This is a genomic window from Micromonospora sp. NPDC007230, assembly GCF_042869115.1.
Lineage (GTDB): Bacteria > Actinomycetota > Actinomycetes > Mycobacteriales > Micromonosporaceae > Micromonospora.
Genome location: NZ_JBIAFE010000002.1, coordinates 197,464 through 214,014 on the forward strand (window position 1 = coordinate 197,464; position 16,551 = coordinate 214,014).

The 16,551-nt window shown below is 70.4% G+C and carries 15 protein-coding genes; 4 read left to right on the forward strand and 11 right to left on the reverse strand.

Going from position 1 to position 16,551, the window contains the following annotated elements; genetic code table 11:
- The first annotated feature begins 129 nt into the window (after window positions 1-129).
- Window positions 130-1,422, forward strand: a complete 1,293-nt coding sequence (locus ACFYML_RS03940; protein ID WP_387419164.1) for an exo-beta-N-acetylmuramidase NamZ domain-containing protein — start codon at window positions 130-132, stop codon at window positions 1,420-1,422.
- 163 nt (window positions 1,423-1,585) lie between these two features.
- On the opposite strand, the gene ACFYML_RS03945 is transcribed toward ACFYML_RS03940, so the two are convergent.
- On the reverse strand, window positions 1,586-3,247 hold the full coding sequence (locus ACFYML_RS03945) for a carboxylesterase/lipase family protein (RefSeq protein WP_387419165.1): 1,662 nt from the start codon (window positions 3,245-3,247) through the stop codon (window positions 1,586-1,588).
- Between the two features lie 259 nt (window positions 3,248-3,506).
- On the opposite strand from ACFYML_RS03945, the gene ACFYML_RS03950 reads away from it, so the two are divergent.
- Both ACFYML_RS03950 and ACFYML_RS03955 read left to right on the forward strand, forming a co-directional pair.
- Entirely contained in the window at window positions 3,507-4,682 is a 1,176-nt protein-coding gene (locus ACFYML_RS03950; protein WP_387419166.1) for a hypothetical protein, read from the forward strand.
- A 42-nt stretch (window positions 4,683-4,724) separates the two neighbouring features.
- Window positions 4,725-6,011: an MFS transporter gene (locus tag ACFYML_RS03955; protein WP_387419167.1), complete on the forward strand. Its 1,287-nt coding sequence runs from the start codon at window positions 4,725-4,727 to the stop codon at window positions 6,009-6,011.
- Between the two features lie 72 nt (window positions 6,012-6,083).
- On the opposite strand, the gene ACFYML_RS03960 is transcribed toward ACFYML_RS03955, so the two are convergent.
- The 5 genes from ACFYML_RS03960 to ACFYML_RS03980 form a co-directional block, all read right to left on the reverse strand.
- Window positions 6,084-6,458 carry a VOC family protein gene (locus ACFYML_RS03960; protein ID WP_387419168.1) on the reverse strand — a complete coding sequence of 125 codons (375 nt, stop codon included), beginning with the start codon at window positions 6,456-6,458 and terminating at the stop codon, window positions 6,084-6,086.
- Window positions 6,459-6,688: 230 nt separating this feature from the next.
- Entirely contained in the window at window positions 6,689-7,231 is a 543-nt protein-coding gene (locus ACFYML_RS03965; protein ID WP_387419169.1) for an OsmC family protein, read from the reverse strand.
- Window positions 7,232-7,245: 14 nt separating this feature from the next.
- The gene (locus tag ACFYML_RS03970; protein WP_387419170.1) at window positions 7,246-7,872 is read right to left on the reverse strand and encodes a VOC family protein; all 627 of its coding nucleotides are present in this window, start codon (window positions 7,870-7,872) and stop codon (window positions 7,246-7,248) included.
- 22 nt (window positions 7,873-7,894) lie between these two features.
- Window positions 7,895-8,503, reverse strand: coding sequence for an alkylhydroperoxidase domain protein (locus tag ACFYML_RS03975; protein ID WP_387419171.1), 609 nt, complete (start codon window positions 8,501-8,503; stop codon window positions 7,895-7,897).
- The gene (locus tag ACFYML_RS03980) at window positions 8,500-9,102 is read right to left on the reverse strand and encodes a CMD domain protein (protein WP_387419172.1); all 603 of its coding nucleotides are present in this window, start codon (window positions 9,100-9,102) and stop codon (window positions 8,500-8,502) included. The genes ACFYML_RS03975 and ACFYML_RS03980 overlap by 4 nt, the downstream gene beginning before the upstream one ends.
- Before the next feature lie 98 nt (window positions 9,103-9,200).
- On the opposite strand from ACFYML_RS03980, the gene ACFYML_RS03985 reads away from it, so the two are divergent.
- Complete coding sequence (locus ACFYML_RS03985) at window positions 9,201-10,337, forward strand: RNA-guided endonuclease InsQ/TnpB family protein (protein ID WP_387419173.1); 1,137 nt, start codon at window positions 9,201-9,203, stop codon at window positions 10,335-10,337.
- 121 nt (window positions 10,338-10,458) lie between these two features.
- Here ACFYML_RS03985 and ACFYML_RS03990 read toward each other — a convergent pair whose 3' ends face one another.
- Genes ACFYML_RS03990 through ACFYML_RS04010 form a run of 5 tightly spaced genes read right to left on the reverse strand, consistent with a single transcriptional unit; the run spans window position 10,459 to window position 16,551 of the window.
- Window positions 10,459-11,493 (reverse strand): putative FMN-dependent luciferase-like monooxygenase, encoded by a 1,035-nt coding sequence (locus ACFYML_RS03990; RefSeq protein WP_387419174.1) that lies wholly within the window; start codon window positions 11,491-11,493, stop codon window positions 10,459-10,461.
- Window positions 11,490-13,109: a dipeptide ABC transporter ATP-binding protein gene (locus tag ACFYML_RS03995; RefSeq protein WP_387419175.1), complete on the reverse strand. Its 1,620-nt coding sequence runs from the start codon at window positions 13,107-13,109 to the stop codon at window positions 11,490-11,492. Before ACFYML_RS03995 ends, ACFYML_RS03990 begins: the two co-directional genes overlap by 4 nt.
- Complete coding sequence (locus ACFYML_RS04000) at window positions 13,106-13,957, reverse strand: ABC transporter permease (protein WP_387419176.1); 852 nt, start codon at window positions 13,955-13,957, stop codon at window positions 13,106-13,108. The genes ACFYML_RS03995 and ACFYML_RS04000 overlap by 4 nt, the downstream gene beginning before the upstream one ends.
- Window positions 13,954-14,898 carry an ABC transporter permease gene (locus ACFYML_RS04005; protein WP_387419177.1) on the reverse strand — a complete coding sequence of 315 codons (945 nt, stop codon included), beginning with the start codon at window positions 14,896-14,898 and terminating at the stop codon, window positions 13,954-13,956. The genes ACFYML_RS04000 and ACFYML_RS04005 overlap by 4 nt, the downstream gene beginning before the upstream one ends.
- Window positions 14,899-14,913: 15 nt before the next feature.
- Window positions 14,914-16,551: a TIGR04028 family ABC transporter substrate-binding protein gene (locus tag ACFYML_RS04010; protein WP_387419178.1), complete on the reverse strand. Its 1,638-nt coding sequence runs from the start codon at window positions 16,549-16,551 to the stop codon at window positions 14,914-14,916.

Genomic DNA, 16,551 nt, shown 5'->3' on the forward strand with positions numbered 1-16,551 from the left:
ATCCGCTGCGGCTGGTGGCGGGTGCATGTCCGGCTACCCCACCGCGGCGCAGGTTTGTAGGTATCCTTCCTTGACTGACCGTGGGGCTGTAGCTAAGTTTCGATGAACTGAGCTGCTTGGAGGCACCCTATGGAGCGCAGGACCTTCCTCACCGGAGCCGGGGCGGTCGCCGGTGGCGCCCTCGCCGGGACCTTGGCCAGCGCACCCGGCAGCGCCGACCCGGGGATCCGCCGGATCGAGACGGGCCTGGACGTGCTGGTGCGCTCCGCCTTCGCGGAGCTGCGCGGGCAGCAGGTGGGAGTGATCTCCAACCCGACGGGCGTCGACTCCGCCTACCGTCACCTGGTCGACCTGATGCACGGCTCGGGCCAGGTCGACGTGGTCGCGGCGTTCGGCCCGGAGCACGGCTTCCGGGGCTCGGCCCAGGCAGGCGGCAGTGAGGGCACCGGCACCGACGCGCGGACCGGCATCACCGTCTATGACGCGTACGGCGCCTCGCAGGCCAAGTGGGAGGCCATGTTCACCCAGTCCGGGATGGACACCGTGGTGTTCGACATCCAGGATGTCGGCGCGCGTTTCTACACCTACATCTGGACCATGTACACCTCCATGCTCGCCGCGGCTCGCGTCGGCAAGCGGTACGTCGTGCTCGACCGGCCCAACCCGATCGGCGGCCGGGCGTACGGCCCGATGATGACCCCCAGCTACACCTCCGGTGTGGGGCTGAAGGAAATCGTCCAGCAGCACGGCATGACCGTCGGCGAACTGGCACGCTTCTTCAACGCCGAGTTCCTGCCCGCCGAGGTGGGACGGCAGGTCGACCTGCACGTGGTGCAGTGCCGGCACTGGAAGCGGAGCATGCTGGCGGCCGACACCGACCTGCCCTGGGTCATGCCCAGCCCCAACATGCCCACCACGGACACGGCGCTCGTCTACCCGGGCACCTGCCTCTTCGAGGGCGTCGCGTCGATCACCGAAGGTCGCGGCACCTGCCGGCCGTTCGAGCTGATCGGCGGGCTCGCCACCGACTTCGACTACCACTGGAGTGACCGCCTCAACGCCCGTGACCTGCCCGGAGTCGAGTTCCGGGAGGCGTACTTCTCGCCGACGGCGGCCGGCCAGAAGCCGGCGCTGCTCAACAAGCTCTGCGCCGGCGTCGAGGTGAAGGTCGTGAACCGCGGCGCCTACGACCCGATCCGCACCGGGGTGGCACTGCTGGTCGAGGCGCGGAAGTATCCGGCCTTCGCCTGGCGGCAGGACGCCTGGGACGCACAACGGCCGTACTGGATAGACAAGCTCACCGGATCACCCCGGCTGCGCACCATGATCGACGCGGGCGCCGACGTGGACGACGTGGTGGGCGCATGGGCCGACGAACTGGCCGCCTTCGACCGGCAGCGCCGGCCCTACCTGCTCTACTGATCGAGCCGGTCACGGTCATCGCCCCGATTGATCGACGGGAGACAGGTCTCCACCCGGCAGCAGGGCAATCGTCATGGATGTCGCGCGCACCTGGCGCAACCGCTGGCGGGCGCGGGTGGCGCGGGGTCGGCGAGATCGCCGCCAACCCCGCGCTTCCAGATCCTCAGCCGTACAGTGACTGCCAGAAGTCGTAGTGGTGGGCGGCTTTGGCGTCGATGGGCCGGACGGCATCCGGGCTCAGGGACAGCACATGCCGCCCGTCATACCGGGACCAGATCGGTGCGCCCGGAGCCGTCGGGTCGCCGGTGTACGCGAATCGCGTCCAGTAGGCGATCATCTGCTCGCCCAGCGCCTGCTGGGCGCCAGACAGCGGCTGGGCGTAGCCGACGGTGAACAGGTACGGCAGTTCCGCGGTGTGAAAGGCACCGAGCGGAAAGCTGGGCGGGTTCGCCCCGACGAAGAACGGCGGGTGCCCGTCGCCGAACTCGTACACGTATGTCGGGGTATGGCGGGCCAATGCGGCAGCGGTGTCCAGGGTGGACCGGACCCAGACGGCATCGGTGAGCGCGGCGCCCAGAGCTTCGCTCGGTGACGGGTACCTGCCGCTCGGATAGCGGGCCGCGACCTTTCCCGCGTTGCGGTGCCACTCCTGGCGGAGCTGGTCGAGGTACTGGGTGTTGGTCAGCGGGCACTCCTGCGGCCGGCCGGGCAGGGTCGGCACCCCCGGGCCGCAGTTCGCCCCGGACACCTCCAGGCCCCACACGCGTAGCCGCTCCTCGTCCCGGTTGTAGCCGTGGATCACGGGCACCCGGTGGAACCGGCCCGTGGCCAGCGCCTCGGCCGGGTCGGTCGGCAGGATCGGGCCGCCCAGCACGGGTCCGAGGTCGGGTCGCGACGCCGCCGCCGTCAGGAGCTCGTCGACCGGCTTTGCCCGCAGGCACGCCGCGGCGGTGGCCACGTCTGAGCAGCCGAGCGACCTTGCCAGAGCCAGCCCTTCCTGCTGCGCCACCGCCCGCGGTCGCGGCGATGACGTGGTGGCCGGGGTCCACCCTGCGGTGCACGGCCCGCTCTGCATGATCACCTTGTCGAACAGTCCCGCCGACGCCGGTGAGGCCAGGTGCGCGCAGCTGCTGAAGCTGCCAGCGGACTGCCCGAACAGGGTCACGTTGCGCGGGTCGCCACCGAAGGCCGCGGCGTTGTGGCGCACCCAGCGAAGGGCGGCCTGCTGGTCCTCCAGGCCGAAGTTGCCCGACCTGGCCGCGCCGGCGTCGAAGGCCTGATGGGCGAGGAAACCGAGTGCGCCGAGCCGGTAGTTGACGGTCACGACGACGACATCGCCGCGGGTCGCCAGAGCGGTGGGGGTGTAGATGTCGCCTGCTCCGTAGGTGAGGCTGCCGCCGTGCAGCCACACCATCACCGGCCGCAGCCGGGCGCCACCGCCACGTGGTGTGGTCACGTTCAGGAACAGGCAGTCCGCTGCGGTGCTCGGCCGGCCCATCGGTATGCCGGCGGGCTGGGCGCAGGCGTTGCCCGGCTTCGTGGCGTCGCGCACCTCCGTCCACGGCGTGGGCGGCTGCGGTGAGGCCCAGCGCAGCTCGCCGACCGGCGCCGCCGCGTACGGAATCCCCTGGAAAGACCGGTACCCGCCGGTGACCATGCCCCTGATCGGGCCGCTGTCTGTCACGACGACGGCGGAGGTGCCGCCGCCCGTCGTGGGGTCCGCGGTCGAGGGCGGCGCGAGCGCGACGGCAGCGACGGCCAGGGCGCTGAGGGCGGCGACCGCGATCAGCGCGCCCCGCGCCAGCCGCGATGACCGATGTCGCACCCGAACCGGCTCAGGCGAGTGGATCATGTTCGTCATACCGTCGATCCAACCCAGCGCCGGCCGGCCCGTCAGGAGTGTCAGCACCTCGGCATTGGTGGTGCCAGCGCCACTGGCCCGTGCGTGGCGCCGCTCCGGCGACTGACCCCGACCACGTCCGGTGGCGGGTAGATCACAGTACGTCGGGCCCATCGCAGCCGGACCTGACCCACCCTCCACAATGGGTCGCCGGCATCAACCGAGCAGAAGGAGTAGGACGTTCATGCGATCGGCACCCGCGGCGAGGATCATCCGATGGCGCTACCTCACCGCCGTGCTCGCGGCCGCGACAGCTGTTGTAACGGCGGCGCCTGCCCAGGCCGACGGTCGCAGGTACGTGTCGGCGGCCTCGGTGGAGGCGCTGCGCGGCGACCTGTCCACGGCCAACCCCACGGTGCGCACCACCTACCCCGGGGATCCGTTGCTCGCCGCCGACTACGTCAAACCGATGGGCCCACTCGGCCACTACGGGCTGATCGGCCCCTGGGGACCACTCGGAGTCGCCGGCCCGGTCGGCAACACGGTCTGGGACCCCTCGACCTGGATCACCGGAACGTGCTGGGACGACTGGGCCGGCATGCTCGCCTGGCGCAAGGGCCCCATGAGCGACTGGGGACCGCTCGGCCCCGACGGCCCGCTGTCCCCGCACGCGTACGAGGAAGCCCTGCCCGCCCTCGGCGACTTCAGCAAGCAACTCCAGGCCGGCGGCGTCTGGGGCGTGCTGGGCCCCGTGGGACCTCTGGGTGCTCTCGGCCCGCTGGGCCCACTCGGTCCGACCGGCGCGCACGGCCTCGGCCGGACCTCCGACGGCGCGTACGTCGACAGCGGCGGAAGCGTACGCCGCGCCGTCGAGGTGCCGTACGACTCCGCCACCCGCCGCTACGAGCTGTACGAGTTCTACCGGGACGAGTACGCCCGCGCTCTCGGGTACGGCAACGACACTTCGTTCATGGCGGAACGGAGCTACCTGGCACCCGGCAGCAGCGTCGAATACCGGTTCACCTCCGCCAGCACCCAATGGGTCACCATCAACATCGTGCCGATGTGGATGCGTTACGACCTGGCGACGCTGTCCGGTTACGTGAGCAGCGCGGCGGGCAACCACCTGAACTACCCGACGGGCGCGGCCCGTGGGAGCGCGCTCGTCGACGACTTCGACCTGCAGCTGACCGACGACACCGGGCGGGTGCTAGCCGCGTCCGACTCCGTCGAACTGGCCGACGCGATTCAGGTCCAGGTCGCCGCCGGCACGCGGCTCACGCTGCGGGTCAGCTACTACCAGCGCGGCTCCTACGTCGGCTACCACGACGGCTACCGGCTGTTCGTCACCGGTTCCACGCCCTACCTCGCCGGCACCGACATCACGGGGGCCCACCAGCGCCCGGTCGGGGTGGTGTGATCCAGCAAGCGCCGTGGCACCAGGGGTGAGGAGCGAGGCCGGATGATCATTGCCAGGAATCGTCGGTTCGGCCTGCTGTGGTGCAGCACTCTGCTGTCCAACCTGGGCAACTGGCTGATGATCGTCGCGGTGCCGGTCTACGCGTACACGATGACCGGCTCGACGATGAGCAGCGGCCTGGCCTTCGTCGCCCAGACGCTGCCCGCGGTCGCCTTCGCCCCGCTGGCCGGGGTGCTGGTCGACCGGTGGGACCGCCGCTTCGTCATGGTCGGCGCGGACCTGCTGCGCATGGTCATCGTCCTGGCGCTGCTCCTGGTCAATGAGCCGGGCATGCTCTGGCTGCTCTACGCGGCGATGTTCGCCGAGAGCGCCGTCGGGCACTTCTTCCAGCCCGCAGCCCGGGCCGTCGTCCCCACCATCGTGGGCCGGGGCCGGGACCTCGAGGCGGCGAACGCCTGGAACACCGTCGCGGGCGGGATCGTCCGCCTCGCCGGCGCGCCTGTCGGCGGCGCGCTCTACGCGATCGTGGGCTTCGACGGGCTGGTGCTGATCGACTCCGCGACGTACCTGGTCTCCGCCGTGTTGATCTTCGGCATGGGTCGCCTGCGGGCGGACGAGCGAGACCACGAGCAGAAGGCCGTCTCGTCCTGGCTGGTCACGTTCCGGGGCCAGGTCCGGGACGGTCTGGCCTTTCTCCTCGGACACCGCGTGCTACGCGCGGCGCTGGTCGTCTCCTGCCTGTTCCTGCTGGCCAATGCCGCTCTGAACGTGCTCCTCGTGCCGTACGTCACCAGCGTGCTCGGCGGCGACGCCGGTGATGTCGGTGTCCTCATGGCCGCGCTGGGTGCGGGCTTCCTGGCCAGTGCGTACGCCGGGAACGTCCTGTCCCGCAGCGGGCGGCTACGGGCATCGGTCACGGGGTGCCTGCTGGCGATCGCCGGCTGCTTCGCCGGGCTGTTCCTCGTCCCTCATTTCGCCGCCGCGGTGGTGTTCATCGCGCTGGCCGGTGTGCCCGGTGGTTCACTGCTGATGCTGGCTCAGGTGCAGGTGCAGCGGCAGACACCAGACGGGCAGCTCGGCCGGGTCAGTTCGGCGTTCTCCGCGGCGGAGATGGCCGCGACGGTGGCCGGCGGCGCGATCGGCAGCGTGGCCGGTCAACAGCTACCCCTCACCCTGACGGTCTGGCTGGTCATCGTCGTTCTCGCCGTCAGCGCGGTAGTGGCCGCGCGGCTACTACCGTCCCGCGTGATGACTGAGGTGACGATTGCCGGGCAACGGGAATCGGTGGCCGGAGAGGCTGTGACCTGGCCCGAAAAAGCTGCCGGTTGAATAGTCCGCCGCAAGTTCCCGATGTGCCGCCGCCGGAGGGCGTTCGGCATCCGGCATGGTGCGGCCGGTCACCTAGGTGCCGCGCTCGGCCTCGCCCCGTTCGATGCAGAACTCGTTGCCCTCAGGGTCGAGCAGAGTGACCCAGCCGCGCCCATCAGCGGTGCGGTGGTCCTCGTAGATCGTCGCCCCGAGGGCGACGATGCGCTCCACCTCGTCGTCGCGGGTCCGCTCGGTCGGCATCCAGTCGAAGTGGATCCGATTTTTCGCCGTCTTGCCCTCGGGCACCCGGATGAACAGGATGCCGGGAACGGGTGAGGGCGCCTCGATGAGGACCTCGGCATCGCCCGGCTCGTCCAGGTCCGACACCGGCCACCCGGTGACGTCGCTCCAGAACGTCGCGAGCGCATATGGCTCTGCACAGTCGACGGTCACGTGGCGAAGGATCATGGCGCCAACCATAGCTGGGCGGGGTATCGCAGGAGCCGCCCAGCTTCCCGCCCTCGGCTTTCCGGCCGATTCCGGCGTGCTGCCCGAAGTCCCTGATTCGAGGCCGCCCCGCCCCGGGATGAGTTGACGACAAGGGACGTGCCCGGCCCCGGTTCCCCAGGGCCGGGCACGCACGTCTGACCGGTCCGGCTCTCCCCCGCCGTGCTGAGCTTCGTGAGTTCTGCCCTGGCTCAGGCGGCGACGTGTTCCTCGGCAGCCGGACTCACCCGGGCCACCGAGCCGTTGATCTCCTGCGGGTTGCGGAGCAGGTTCAGGATCGGGCACACCCGTTGCACCTCGGCGTGCAGCCGGGCCAGGTCCTCGTCCTTGGCGGGCGAGGCGACCTGCACCTGGTAGCGGAAGTTGTAGGGATAGACGGGCGCATCGACGTTGTCGGGCGCCTGGCCACGTGGGTCGTACTCGGCCTGCACGTCGACGGCGAGCGAGTCGAGCGGGATCTTCAACTCGGCCGCCTTGATGAGGAAGATGTGGGTGACGCAACTGCCGAGCACGCCGGCCTGCAGTTCCGGCGAGCCGGGGCCGAGGTCGTATCCGGCGAGGTCGGGGCGGCTGTCGCTGATGATCTGGAAGTCACGGATCCGGATGCGCCGCACGCCGCTGCGTCCTTCGGCCGTGACTCGCGCCCGCAGCGGAACGGGGCCGCTGTTCGCGGACTCGCGTCGGGCGGCCAGCGCCGCCCGCTTCTGGGACAGGTACTCACGCAGGTTGCTCATGGTCTGCTTCCTTGTCAGCGCAGGGTCACGGGACCGCGCGGCGTGTCCAGCAGCGCCCGCAGCCCGTTCTCGGGCCCGGCGGCCACCTCGAGGGCGACGCCGAGGGCGGCGAGGTCACGCTGGACGGCCGGTGGGTCCGGATGGGTGGCGGTGAACGTGGTGAGCCGCAGCTGCGGCAGCGCGGCCCGGGCGGGATGCTCGGTGCCGGTCCAGTCGATCAGGAACGGCACCAGCCCGTCCGCGGCTGGGTCCGCCCGTCGGGTGAGCCGCCAGGACAGCAGGACCCCGTCGGGCCTGCGGCGCGACAGCGGGTGGATCTCCCCCGGGTCGTACCCGCGTTCGCGGGCGACGGCGACGGTCTTGTCGAGATCGTCCGGATGCACCGCCCAGGTCACGAGACGCGGTTCGGCCAGCCGGTCCAGGCCGAAGGATCGGGGCGCTTCGGCAGGGTCGGCGTCCGGGTCCGGGCCGATGATCTCGAGGTATGAGGTCGGTCCGAACCCGACGAGGTAGTTGGCGGTGCCGCTGGGGTGCCGGCCGCCGGGCACCGGGGAGATTCCGGTGCGTGCCGTGAACTGGGCGACGCCGGCGGCGAGGTCGGGCACCGCGTAGACGAGATGGTCGAGCAGGGGTTCGGTCATGTCGTTGCCTCTCAGACGGCTGTCACTCGGTCGGCGGTGGGGTGGGCTCCCCGAGGGAGAGCATGAGCCGGTTGGCCCAGTTGAAGAAGGCGGCCGCGTGCAGCAGGTCGCTGATCGCCAGGTCGTCGAGGCCGACCGCGCGCAGCGTGTCGATGTGCTCGACGCCCAGCGCGCTCGGTGTGGCCGTGAGCGCCGCCGCAGCATCGATGAGTGCCTGCCAGCGCTCGTCCTGGGGTGCGTCGACGCCCTGGTCGAGCAGCCGCTGCACGTCCTGGGGGCGGTGCGAGTAGTGCGCGGCGAACCGGGCGTGCACGGAGGCGCAGAAGACGCAGCCGTTGCGGCGCGAGGTGGCCGTCGCGGCGAGTTCCCGTTCCGCCCGCGGCAGCCCGCCGCTGGGGTTGTAGAAGATGTCCTGGTCGGTCTTCGTCCGGGCCTGCAGGATCTCCGGGTCCCGGGCGAGCAGCAGGAAGTACGGCGAGCGGGCGCGGGCCTTGTCGACCAGGGCCGCCCGGTGGACGTCGGTGAGTTCGGCTTCGGTGAGCGGGGCGAGCCACGGGATCCAGCCGAGCTGGTCCTGGGTGAAGGCGAGTGGCCGCTCGGTGGTGGGACGGTCGAGCACGGTGTCGGTCACGATTGGGGTCCTTTCCGGGGCGCGGCCAGCAGCCGGAGGCCGGTGACCACGCGTACCTGGAAGCTGAGGAAGGCGATGAGCTGCGACAACGTCACCACGTCGGTGGTGCTCCAGCCGGCGTCGAGGAGTGCCTGCAATGCCTCGCGGCTCGCCTCGCGTGGGCGGAACACGAGCAGGTGGGCGTGTTCCAGCGCGGCGGCGAGGCGCACGTCGAGTCCCTCGCGGTCCACCGCTTGGTAGACGGGCCCTGCCACGCTCTCCGCGGCGTGCGGACCCGGTGCGGGATAGGCGCCGTACGGGCCGCTGGTGCGGGCGGCGTCGATCTCGTTGGCGATCACCGCGGCAAGGCCCGGGGTGTGCTCCGCGAGTCTGGTGGCGTAGAAGTCGGCGGTCGGGGCGTCCTGGTGCAGGCCGGTGACGAACGCGGCGACGGCGAGCCGTTCGGTGGTGCTGACGTCGCCGGGCAGGCGCGGCGAGAAGAGCGCCTCGTAGCTCGCCTGCGCGTTCGTGCGGGCCTCCGGCCGCCGGTGGCGTATCTCGTCGAGGTGGGATCCGGGCTCGATGCCGGCCAGGTGGTCGATGACGTCGGTAGGGCTCATCGGATCTGCGGCGTGGAAACCCGGCCGTTCAAGGCCGGGAGGAAACGCCGCTTCCTCCCTTCGGATGAATGTCTTACGTGGACGGTAAAATGTGAGGCGTGGGTGAGGTGGCGAAGCGGGCGTTCAAGTACCGCTTCTATCCGTCTCCTGAACAGGCTGGGCAGTTGTCCCGGACGTTCGGGTGTGTGCGTCTGGTGTACAACCGGGCGTTGGAAGCCCGCACCCGGGCGTGGGCGGTGGATCGTCAGCGCACCACGTACGTTGAGTCGTCGGGGTGGCTGACCGAGTGGAAGCGCACCGAGGAGCTGGCGTTCCTGAACGAGGTGTCGTCGGTGCCGTTGCAGCAGACGCTGCGGCATCTGCAGGCGGGGTTCGTGGCGTTCTGGGACAAGCGGTCCCGGTATCCGAGGTTCAAGTCCAAGCGCAAGTCGCGGGCGTCGGCGGAGTACACGCGTTCCGCGTTCCGGTGGCGTGACGGTCAGCTCACCCTGGCGAAGATGAACGCCCCGCTGGACATCGTGTGGTCGCGGCCTCTGCCGGAGGGGGCGGAGCCCTCCACGGTCACGGTGTCCCGGGACGCTGCCGGCCGCTGGTTCGTATCCATCTTGGTGGAGGACCCGACGGTGACGCCGCTGCCGCCGGTCGCGGCGGAGGTTGGTGTGGACGCGGGCATCACCAGTCTGCTCACCCTGTCCCACCCGATCCCCGGGATGAGCGACGAGCGGGGCAAGGTGGCCAACCCGCGTTACGGGCAGGCCGACCGGCGCAAGCTCGCCAAGGCGCAGCGGAACCTGGCTCGCAAACAGGACGGCTCCGCAAACCGGGCGAAGGCCCGAATGACGGTGGCCCGCATCCATGCCCGTATCGCCGATCGGCGGCGGGACCATCTGCACAAGCTGACCACTCGACTCGTCCGTGAGACTCAAACGGTCGCGATCGAAGACCTCAGCGTGCGTAACATGCTCCGCAACCGGCGTCTGGCCCGCGTCATCTCCGACGCGGGCTGGGGTCAGTTCCGCGGCATGCTGGAGTACAAAGCCCTGTGGTACGGGCGTGAGGTGATTCCCGTCGACCGGTGGTTGCCCTCGTCCAAGACCTGCTCCGGGTGCGGGCGGATCAACACCACCCTCACCCTCAACGTGCGCGCTTGGACGTGCCCGGGTTGCGGGGTTGAGCACGATCGGGATATCAACGCTGCTAAGAACATTCTCGCCGCCGGGCTGGCGGAGAGGTAAAACGCCTGCGGAGCTGATGTAAGACCTCAAGGGAAGATCCTCCCGGCAAGGCAGTCGGCGATGAAACAGGAAACCTCACGGGCGACCGTGGGAATCCCGGCCCTTCAGGGCCGGGAGGATGTCAAGTTCTGCTCAGTTCTGTTGACGGATCCGGGATGGATGGTGCCCAGCCGAGTGCCGGCGCGACCTCGGTCGCGAGCAGCTCGATGGAGCGGAGGACGAACGGGTGCGGCGGGTCGACCGAGTGCACCTGGAAGACCAGGTCGGTCGCCCGTTGGAGGGTCGGGTCGGCCCGCAGGCTGGCGAGGACGTCGTCCGGGGTGCCGACGTGCACGTCGAACGCGGCGATGAGCTGCTCGACGCCTCCGTCGGGTACCGGGTGGCCCTTCGCCTTGAACTGCCGGGCGGCGCGGCCGAGTCCGGCCTCGGCCAGGCGCAGCGCCTCGGCGCGGCTGTCGGCGACGAACGCCGTACGCGATGCCATGATGCGTGGCGGCACGTTCGCCGGCAGGTTCTCGTGGTAGGCGTCGACGATCGGGCGCTGGATCTCCGCGAGCGTCACGTGCGGGGCGTCCTCGGTCCGTGGCTGGGTCCGCGAGAGCATGAGCCCGTTGCCGGCCTTCCCGGCGCGCGCTCCCCCGCTCACTGAAAAGGTCGCCTCCCAGATGGCGCCGAGCAGGCGCGGCGCCGCCGGGTAGAGGTGGTTGGCTCCGTCGCTGACGGGGCGCCCCGACCAGGCGTCGACGAGCACCGCGAGGTGCTCGGCGTAGACGGCGGAGCGGTTGGCGCTGTCCTGCCCGAAGGCGCTGAACGACGACGGGGTGCCGCCGGTGCCGACGCCGACTTCGAGCCGGCCGCCGCTGAGCAGGTCGAGCACCGCGGCGTCCTCGGCGACGCGTACCGGGTTCTCCAGCGGCAGGGTGATGATGCCGGTGCCGAGGCGGATCCGGTGGGTCTGCGCGGCGATGTGGCTGAGGAACACCAGCGGGGCCGGCAGACCACCTTCGGCCTCGTCGAAGTGGTGCTGGGCCACCCAGGCCGAGTCGAATCCGTACGCCTCGGCGTGCCTGATCTGCTCGGCGGCCAGCCGGTAGCGCACGTCCGCGGGAGCGTCGTCGAGCAGCCGGGTGAAGAACCCGAGTCGGGGCCGGCTCATGCCACGAGGTCCGCGACGACGCCGGGTACGGCGGCCAGCAGCTCGCGGGTGTAGTCGTGCCGCGGTGTCTGGAAGACCTGCTGGGTGGTTCCGGTTTCCACGATGTGCCCTTTCCTCATGACCGACACGGTGTCGGAGATCTGCCGCACCACCGAGAGGTCGTGCGAGATGAACAGGTAGGTCAGCCCGAGTTCGCGCTGCAGCCCGTCGAGCAGGTCGAGGATCTGCGCCTGCACGGTCACGTCGAGCGCGGACACCGCCTCGTCGAGCACCAGCACCTGCGGGTCCACGGCCAGCGCCCGGGCGATCGCGACGCGTTGGCGTTGACCGCCGGACAGCTCACGTGGCTTGCGGTCGAGCACCGTCTGCGGCAGGGCCACCCGGTCGATGAGGTCGCGTACCCGTCTGCCGCGGCCGGCCCGGTCGGTGAGCCGGAAGTTGCGCAGCGGCTCGGCCACGATGTCCTCGATCGATTGCCGGGGATCGAGCGAGCCGGCCGGGTTCTGGTAGACCAGCTGCACGCGGCGGCGTAGCTGGCGGAGTTCCTCGCCGCGCGGGCGCGAAACGTCGGTGCCGTCGATGGTCACCGATCCGGAGGTCGGCGTGGCGAAGCGGGCGACCATGCGCGCCGTCGTCGTCTTCCCGGACCCCGACTCGCCGACCAGGGCGTGCGTACTCCCCCGCTGTACCTCGAACGACACCCCGTCGACGGCCCGGAACGGTGTGCGTCCGATCTGGAACTCCTTGACGAGGTCCCGGGCGATGATGGCGTACGGCGAGGGGGTGGAGCTGCCGGCGTCGGCGGCCCGGGCCGGTGAACGGAACGGCCGTGGCGTCAGCGACGGGGCGTCCCGGAGCAGCTGCCGGGTGTATTCGGCTTCGGGGTGGGCCAGCACGGCGTGGGTCTCGCCCTGCTCCTCGATGCGCCCGTGGCGCATGACGACGAGCCGGTTCGACCGTTCGGCGGCGACACCGAGGTCGTGGGTCACGAGGAGCACGGCGGTGCCGAACTCCGCCCGAAGGTCGTCGATGAGGTCGAGGATGCGCCGCTGCACGGTGACGTCGAGCGCGCTGGTCGGCTCGTCCGCGATGATCAGCTGCGGTTGCATGGCGATGGCGATGGCGATGAGCACCCGCTGGCGCATCCCGCCGGACAGCTCGTGCGGATACTGCCGGGCGCGCAGCTCGGGATCGGGCAGCCCGACCCGGGTGAGCAGTTCGACGACTCGCCGCGAGATCGTGCGCCGGTCGCCGTGCCGGTGGATGCGCAGCACCTCGCCGACCTGCGCGCCGATCGTCCTGACCGGGTTCAGCGAACTCGTCGGATCCTGCGGGATCAGGCCGACCTGAGCGCCGCGGACCGACTCCAGACGCTTCGCCGACCAGCCGGCGATGTCGGTGCCGTTGAGCAGGATCTGGCCGGTGTCGACGGACCCGTTCGCTGGCAGCAGCCCGATGATCGCGTGTGCGGTGGTCGACTTGCCGGAGCCGGACTCGCCGACGATCGCGAGCACCTGGCCCGGCTCCACCGAGAAGGAGATGCCGTTGACCGCCCGGTGGGCCTGGTTGTGGGTCCGGTAGGAGACGGTCAGGCCGCGTACCTCGAGCAGGCTCATCGGTCCTCCCGGCCGATCGAGCGGCTGATCCGGCCGGCGGCGAGCACGACCAGGACGACGACCACGCCCGGCAGGGTGGTCAGCCACCACGAGGTGGCCAGGTAGTTGCGCCCCTCCGAGATGAGCAGTCCCCACTCCGGGTCCGGTGGCTTCGCGCCGTAGCCGAGGAAGCTGAACGTGGAGATTGCCAGGATCGCGGAGCCGAACTGCACTGCGGCGAGCGCCACGACGGGACCGAGCGAGTTGGGGAGCACGTGCCGCCACAGGACGCTGGAGAAGCGGCCGCCGCTGCCGAAGGCGGCCTCGACGTAGTCGGTGCGCCGGACCCGTACCACCTCTGCTCGGGCGAGCCGGGCGAAGGCCGCCACCGAGCCGATGCCGACGGCGATCGCCACGTTGACGGTGCCGGAACCGAGCAGGATGATGGCCGTCAACGCGAGCAGCAGCCCCGGGACCGCGAGCAGCACGTCGACCACCCGCATCACCAGCTCGTCGAGGAGGCCGCCGACCGAGCCGGCGAGCAGACCGAGCAGCGTGCCCATCACGAGCCCCACCGCGACGGCGACGAACGCGCCGGACAGGGAGCGGGCCGAGCCGTGCACGACGCGGGCGAACAGGTCCCGGCCCAGCGCGTCGGTGCCGAACAGGTGCGCCGAGCTCGGCGCCTGCAGCTTCTCCACCGGTACCCCGTTGATCGGGTCGTGCCCGGTGAACAGGTCCGGCACGATCGCCCACAGCACGACGACGGCAATGGCAAGCCAGGCGAGCGCCAGCCCCGCGGGAGGCAGCGGCACGGCCCGGCGGGCGCGGGCTGCGGCGGGCCGGAGAACGGCGGGTTCGGCGGTCATGCGGTGACCCCGACCTTCGCCGTCAGCCGCGGGTCGAGAACCGGGTACAGCAGGTCGACCACGAGGTTGACCAGCACGAATACGGTCGCCGAGAGCACCACGACGGCCAGCATCACCGGGGTGTCCTGGGCGGCGACCGCCTGCTCGGTGAGGCGGCCGATGCCGTTGCGGCCGAAGACGGTCTCGGTCACGACCGACCCGGCGATGAGCTCGCCGAAGGTGACCCCGGCGATGGTGAGCGTGGGCAGCAGCGCGTGCCGGGCGACGTGCCGCCAGAGGATCCACCGCCGCGATGCGCCCTTGGCGGCCACCACCGCGACGAACGGCTGTGCCTGCACCTGGTCGAGGCTGCGGGCCAGGACCTGGGCCAGCGGCGCCGAGATCGGTACGGCGAGGGTCAGCACGGGCAGGATCAGCTGCTCGAACTCGGTACCGCCGATGACGGGCACGAGTTTGAGCTGGAACGAGAACACCTGGATCAGCACGATGCCCAGCCAGAAGGTGGGGATCGAGATGAACAGCGGCGGCAGCGCCAGCAGCACGCCGCGGATCCAGGCGAGCCGGCTGTGGCTCGACACGAAGGCGACCGTGACGGCGAGCAGCACGGCGACGAGGAAGCCGAGGGTGGCGAGCTTCGCCGTCGCCGGCAGGCCCTCGGCCAGTCGGTCGAGCACCGGGGTGCCGGTGTCGATCGAGAAGCCGAAGTCAGCGTGCAGGAAGCCGTGCAGCGTGTGCAGGTACCGGGCGAGGGCCGGCTCGTCGCTGCCGTACAGCTGGCGGATCTGCGCGATCTGCTCGGGCGAGAGCCCCAGTTCGGGGTTCTGGAACTTGATCAGGATCGCGTCGCCCGGCAGCAGTTGCAGCAGCACGAAGCCGGCGGTGAAGGCGGCCCACAGCACGAGCACCGCCTGCCCGACCCGGAGGGCGAGATACTTGGTCATGAGCCGCCGTCCGCCCTACTTGTCCTTCTTCGACAGCCACACGTTGTAGAAGCTGGGCCGCGCGACCGCCTCGAAGCTGACGCCGTGCACGTACGGCGCGGCGCCGTACACCTGCGGCTCCTCGAACAGCGGGATCGCGTAGCCCTGCTCCACCACGTACCGCTGGATCTCGGCGACCTTCGCGTTGCGTGCGTTCTCGTCGACGAGGGCGGACTCCTCCTCCAACAGCCGGTCGAGCTTCGCGTCGTTGGACAGCAGCACGTCCCGGTTCTTGGTGTGGAAGTGGCTCTTGATGACATCCTGGTCCGCCCGGCCCACCATCGAGTGGGTGATCGGTGTCTTCTCGGCGTTCTTGAGCTCCGCCGCCTGGGTGCCGGAGTCCGCGGCTCGGACGTCGAGCTTCACCCCGATCCGGGTCCACTGCTGGGCGACCAGTTCGAGGGTCTGCTTCGACAGCGGCTGCGGGCCGGAGACGAACACGCTCAGCTCGAGCTTGCGGCCGTTCTTCGCGCGGACGCCGTCGCGGCCCCGGACCCAGCCCGCCTGGTCGAGCAGCGCGTTGGCCCTGGCGGGGTCGTAGGCGAGCTGCGCGGACAGGTCCACGTACCCCGCGGCGAGGTGGCTGAGCACGGAGGTCGCCACCGGGTAGCTGTCGGTGAACAGCGTCTCGACGACCTCCTTGGCGCTGGTGCCCGCCTGCAGCGCCTTACGGACGTTGACGTCCTGGAGGATGCTGTTGGCCGGTCGCAGGTAGAGCCCGTTGTTGACGCCACGGGTCGGTTCGGCGTAGATGCGGTAGCCGGCGGCCTTCACCGTCGCCTCGTCGTACGCCTGCACGTAGCGCACGTAGTCGGCCTGCCCCGAGGTCAGCGCCCCCACCCGGACGTTGTCCTCCGGCGTCACGACGATTTTGATGTGGTCGAGGTAGGCGCGGCCCTGATGCGGGAAGGACGGGGGCGCCCAGTTGTAGTCCGGGCGGGCGACCAGGTCGATCTCCTTGTCGATGACCTGGTTCGCCACGGTGAACGGTCCCGAGCCGATGACGTTCTTGAGCTGGCACTGCTCCTCGTACGGCAGCGAGATGGTCTTCTTCGACACCAGACCCGCGCCGATCACCGAGGTGCCCTGCAGGAATCCGGGCGACGGCTTGTTGAAGTGGAACTTCACCGTGCCCTTGTCGACGACCTCGCTGCGCTCGTAGTTGTTGACGAACTCGGCCACCGGAAGCTTCCGCTCCTGGTCGCCGAGGCCGTAGACGTCGTAGTTCGCCGCCACGGTCTCCGCGTCCAGCGGGCTGCCGTCGCTGAAGGTCACCCCCTCACGCAGGTGGAAGGTGTATTCGGTCGCGTCGGTGTTGATCTCCCACGACTTCGCGATCCACGGCTCGATCTTGAGCGTCTTCGGGTCCTGCCAGGTGAGTTTGTCGGTGAGCTGATTGAGCACGCCCCCGTTCGGGTAGAAGCCCGCGGCCGGCAGGTAGAGGCAACTCGGCGGCTGGTGTTCGAGGTAGACGAGCGTGCCACCGTGGACGGGGTCGCCGGCGTCATTCACGTCGCCGAGCGGGCCCTGGTCGGAGCAGGCGGTGAGCAGCCCGGCCACGGCGAGGGCGGCCGCCCCGGCCGCCGTGACGGACCGGAACCTGGATCGTGACAT

Coding starts and splice junctions, on each gene's coding strand:
- ACFYML_RS03940 (WP_387419164.1), top strand. CDS start 130: ATGGAGCGCAGGACCTTCCTCACCGGAGCCGGGGCGGTCGCCGGTGGC.
- ACFYML_RS03950 (WP_387419166.1), top strand. CDS start 3,507: ATGCGATCGGCACCCGCGGCGAGGATCATCCGATGGCGCTACCTCACC.
- ACFYML_RS03955 (WP_387419167.1), top strand. CDS start 4,725: ATGATCATTGCCAGGAATCGTCGGTTCGGCCTGCTGTGGTGCAGCACT.
- ACFYML_RS03960 (WP_387419168.1), bottom strand. CDS start 6,458: ATGATCCTTCGCCACGTGACCGTCGACTGTGCAGAGCCATATGCGCTC.
- ACFYML_RS03965 (WP_387419169.1), bottom strand. CDS start 7,231: ATGAGCAACCTGCGTGAGTACCTGTCCCAGAAGCGGGCGGCGCTGGCC.
- ACFYML_RS03970 (WP_387419170.1), bottom strand. CDS start 7,872: ATGACCGAACCCCTGCTCGACCATCTCGTCTACGCGGTGCCCGACCTC.
- ACFYML_RS03980 (WP_387419172.1), bottom strand. CDS start 9,102: ATGAGCCCTACCGACGTCATCGACCACCTGGCCGGCATCGAGCCCGGA.
- ACFYML_RS03990 (WP_387419174.1), bottom strand. CDS start 11,493: ATGAGCCGGCCCCGACTCGGGTTCTTCACCCGGCTGCTCGACGACGCT.
- ACFYML_RS03995 (WP_387419175.1), bottom strand. CDS start 13,109: ATGAGCCTGCTCGAGGTACGCGGCCTGACCGTCTCCTACCGGACCCAC.
- ACFYML_RS04000 (WP_387419176.1), bottom strand. CDS start 13,957: ATGACCGCCGAACCCGCCGTTCTCCGGCCCGCCGCAGCCCGCGCCCGC.
- ACFYML_RS04005 (WP_387419177.1), bottom strand. CDS start 14,898: ATGACCAAGTATCTCGCCCTCCGGGTCGGGCAGGCGGTGCTCGTGCTG.
- ACFYML_RS04010 (WP_387419178.1), bottom strand. CDS start 16,551: ATGTCACGATCCAGGTTCCGGTCCGTCACGGCGGCCGGGGCGGCCGCC.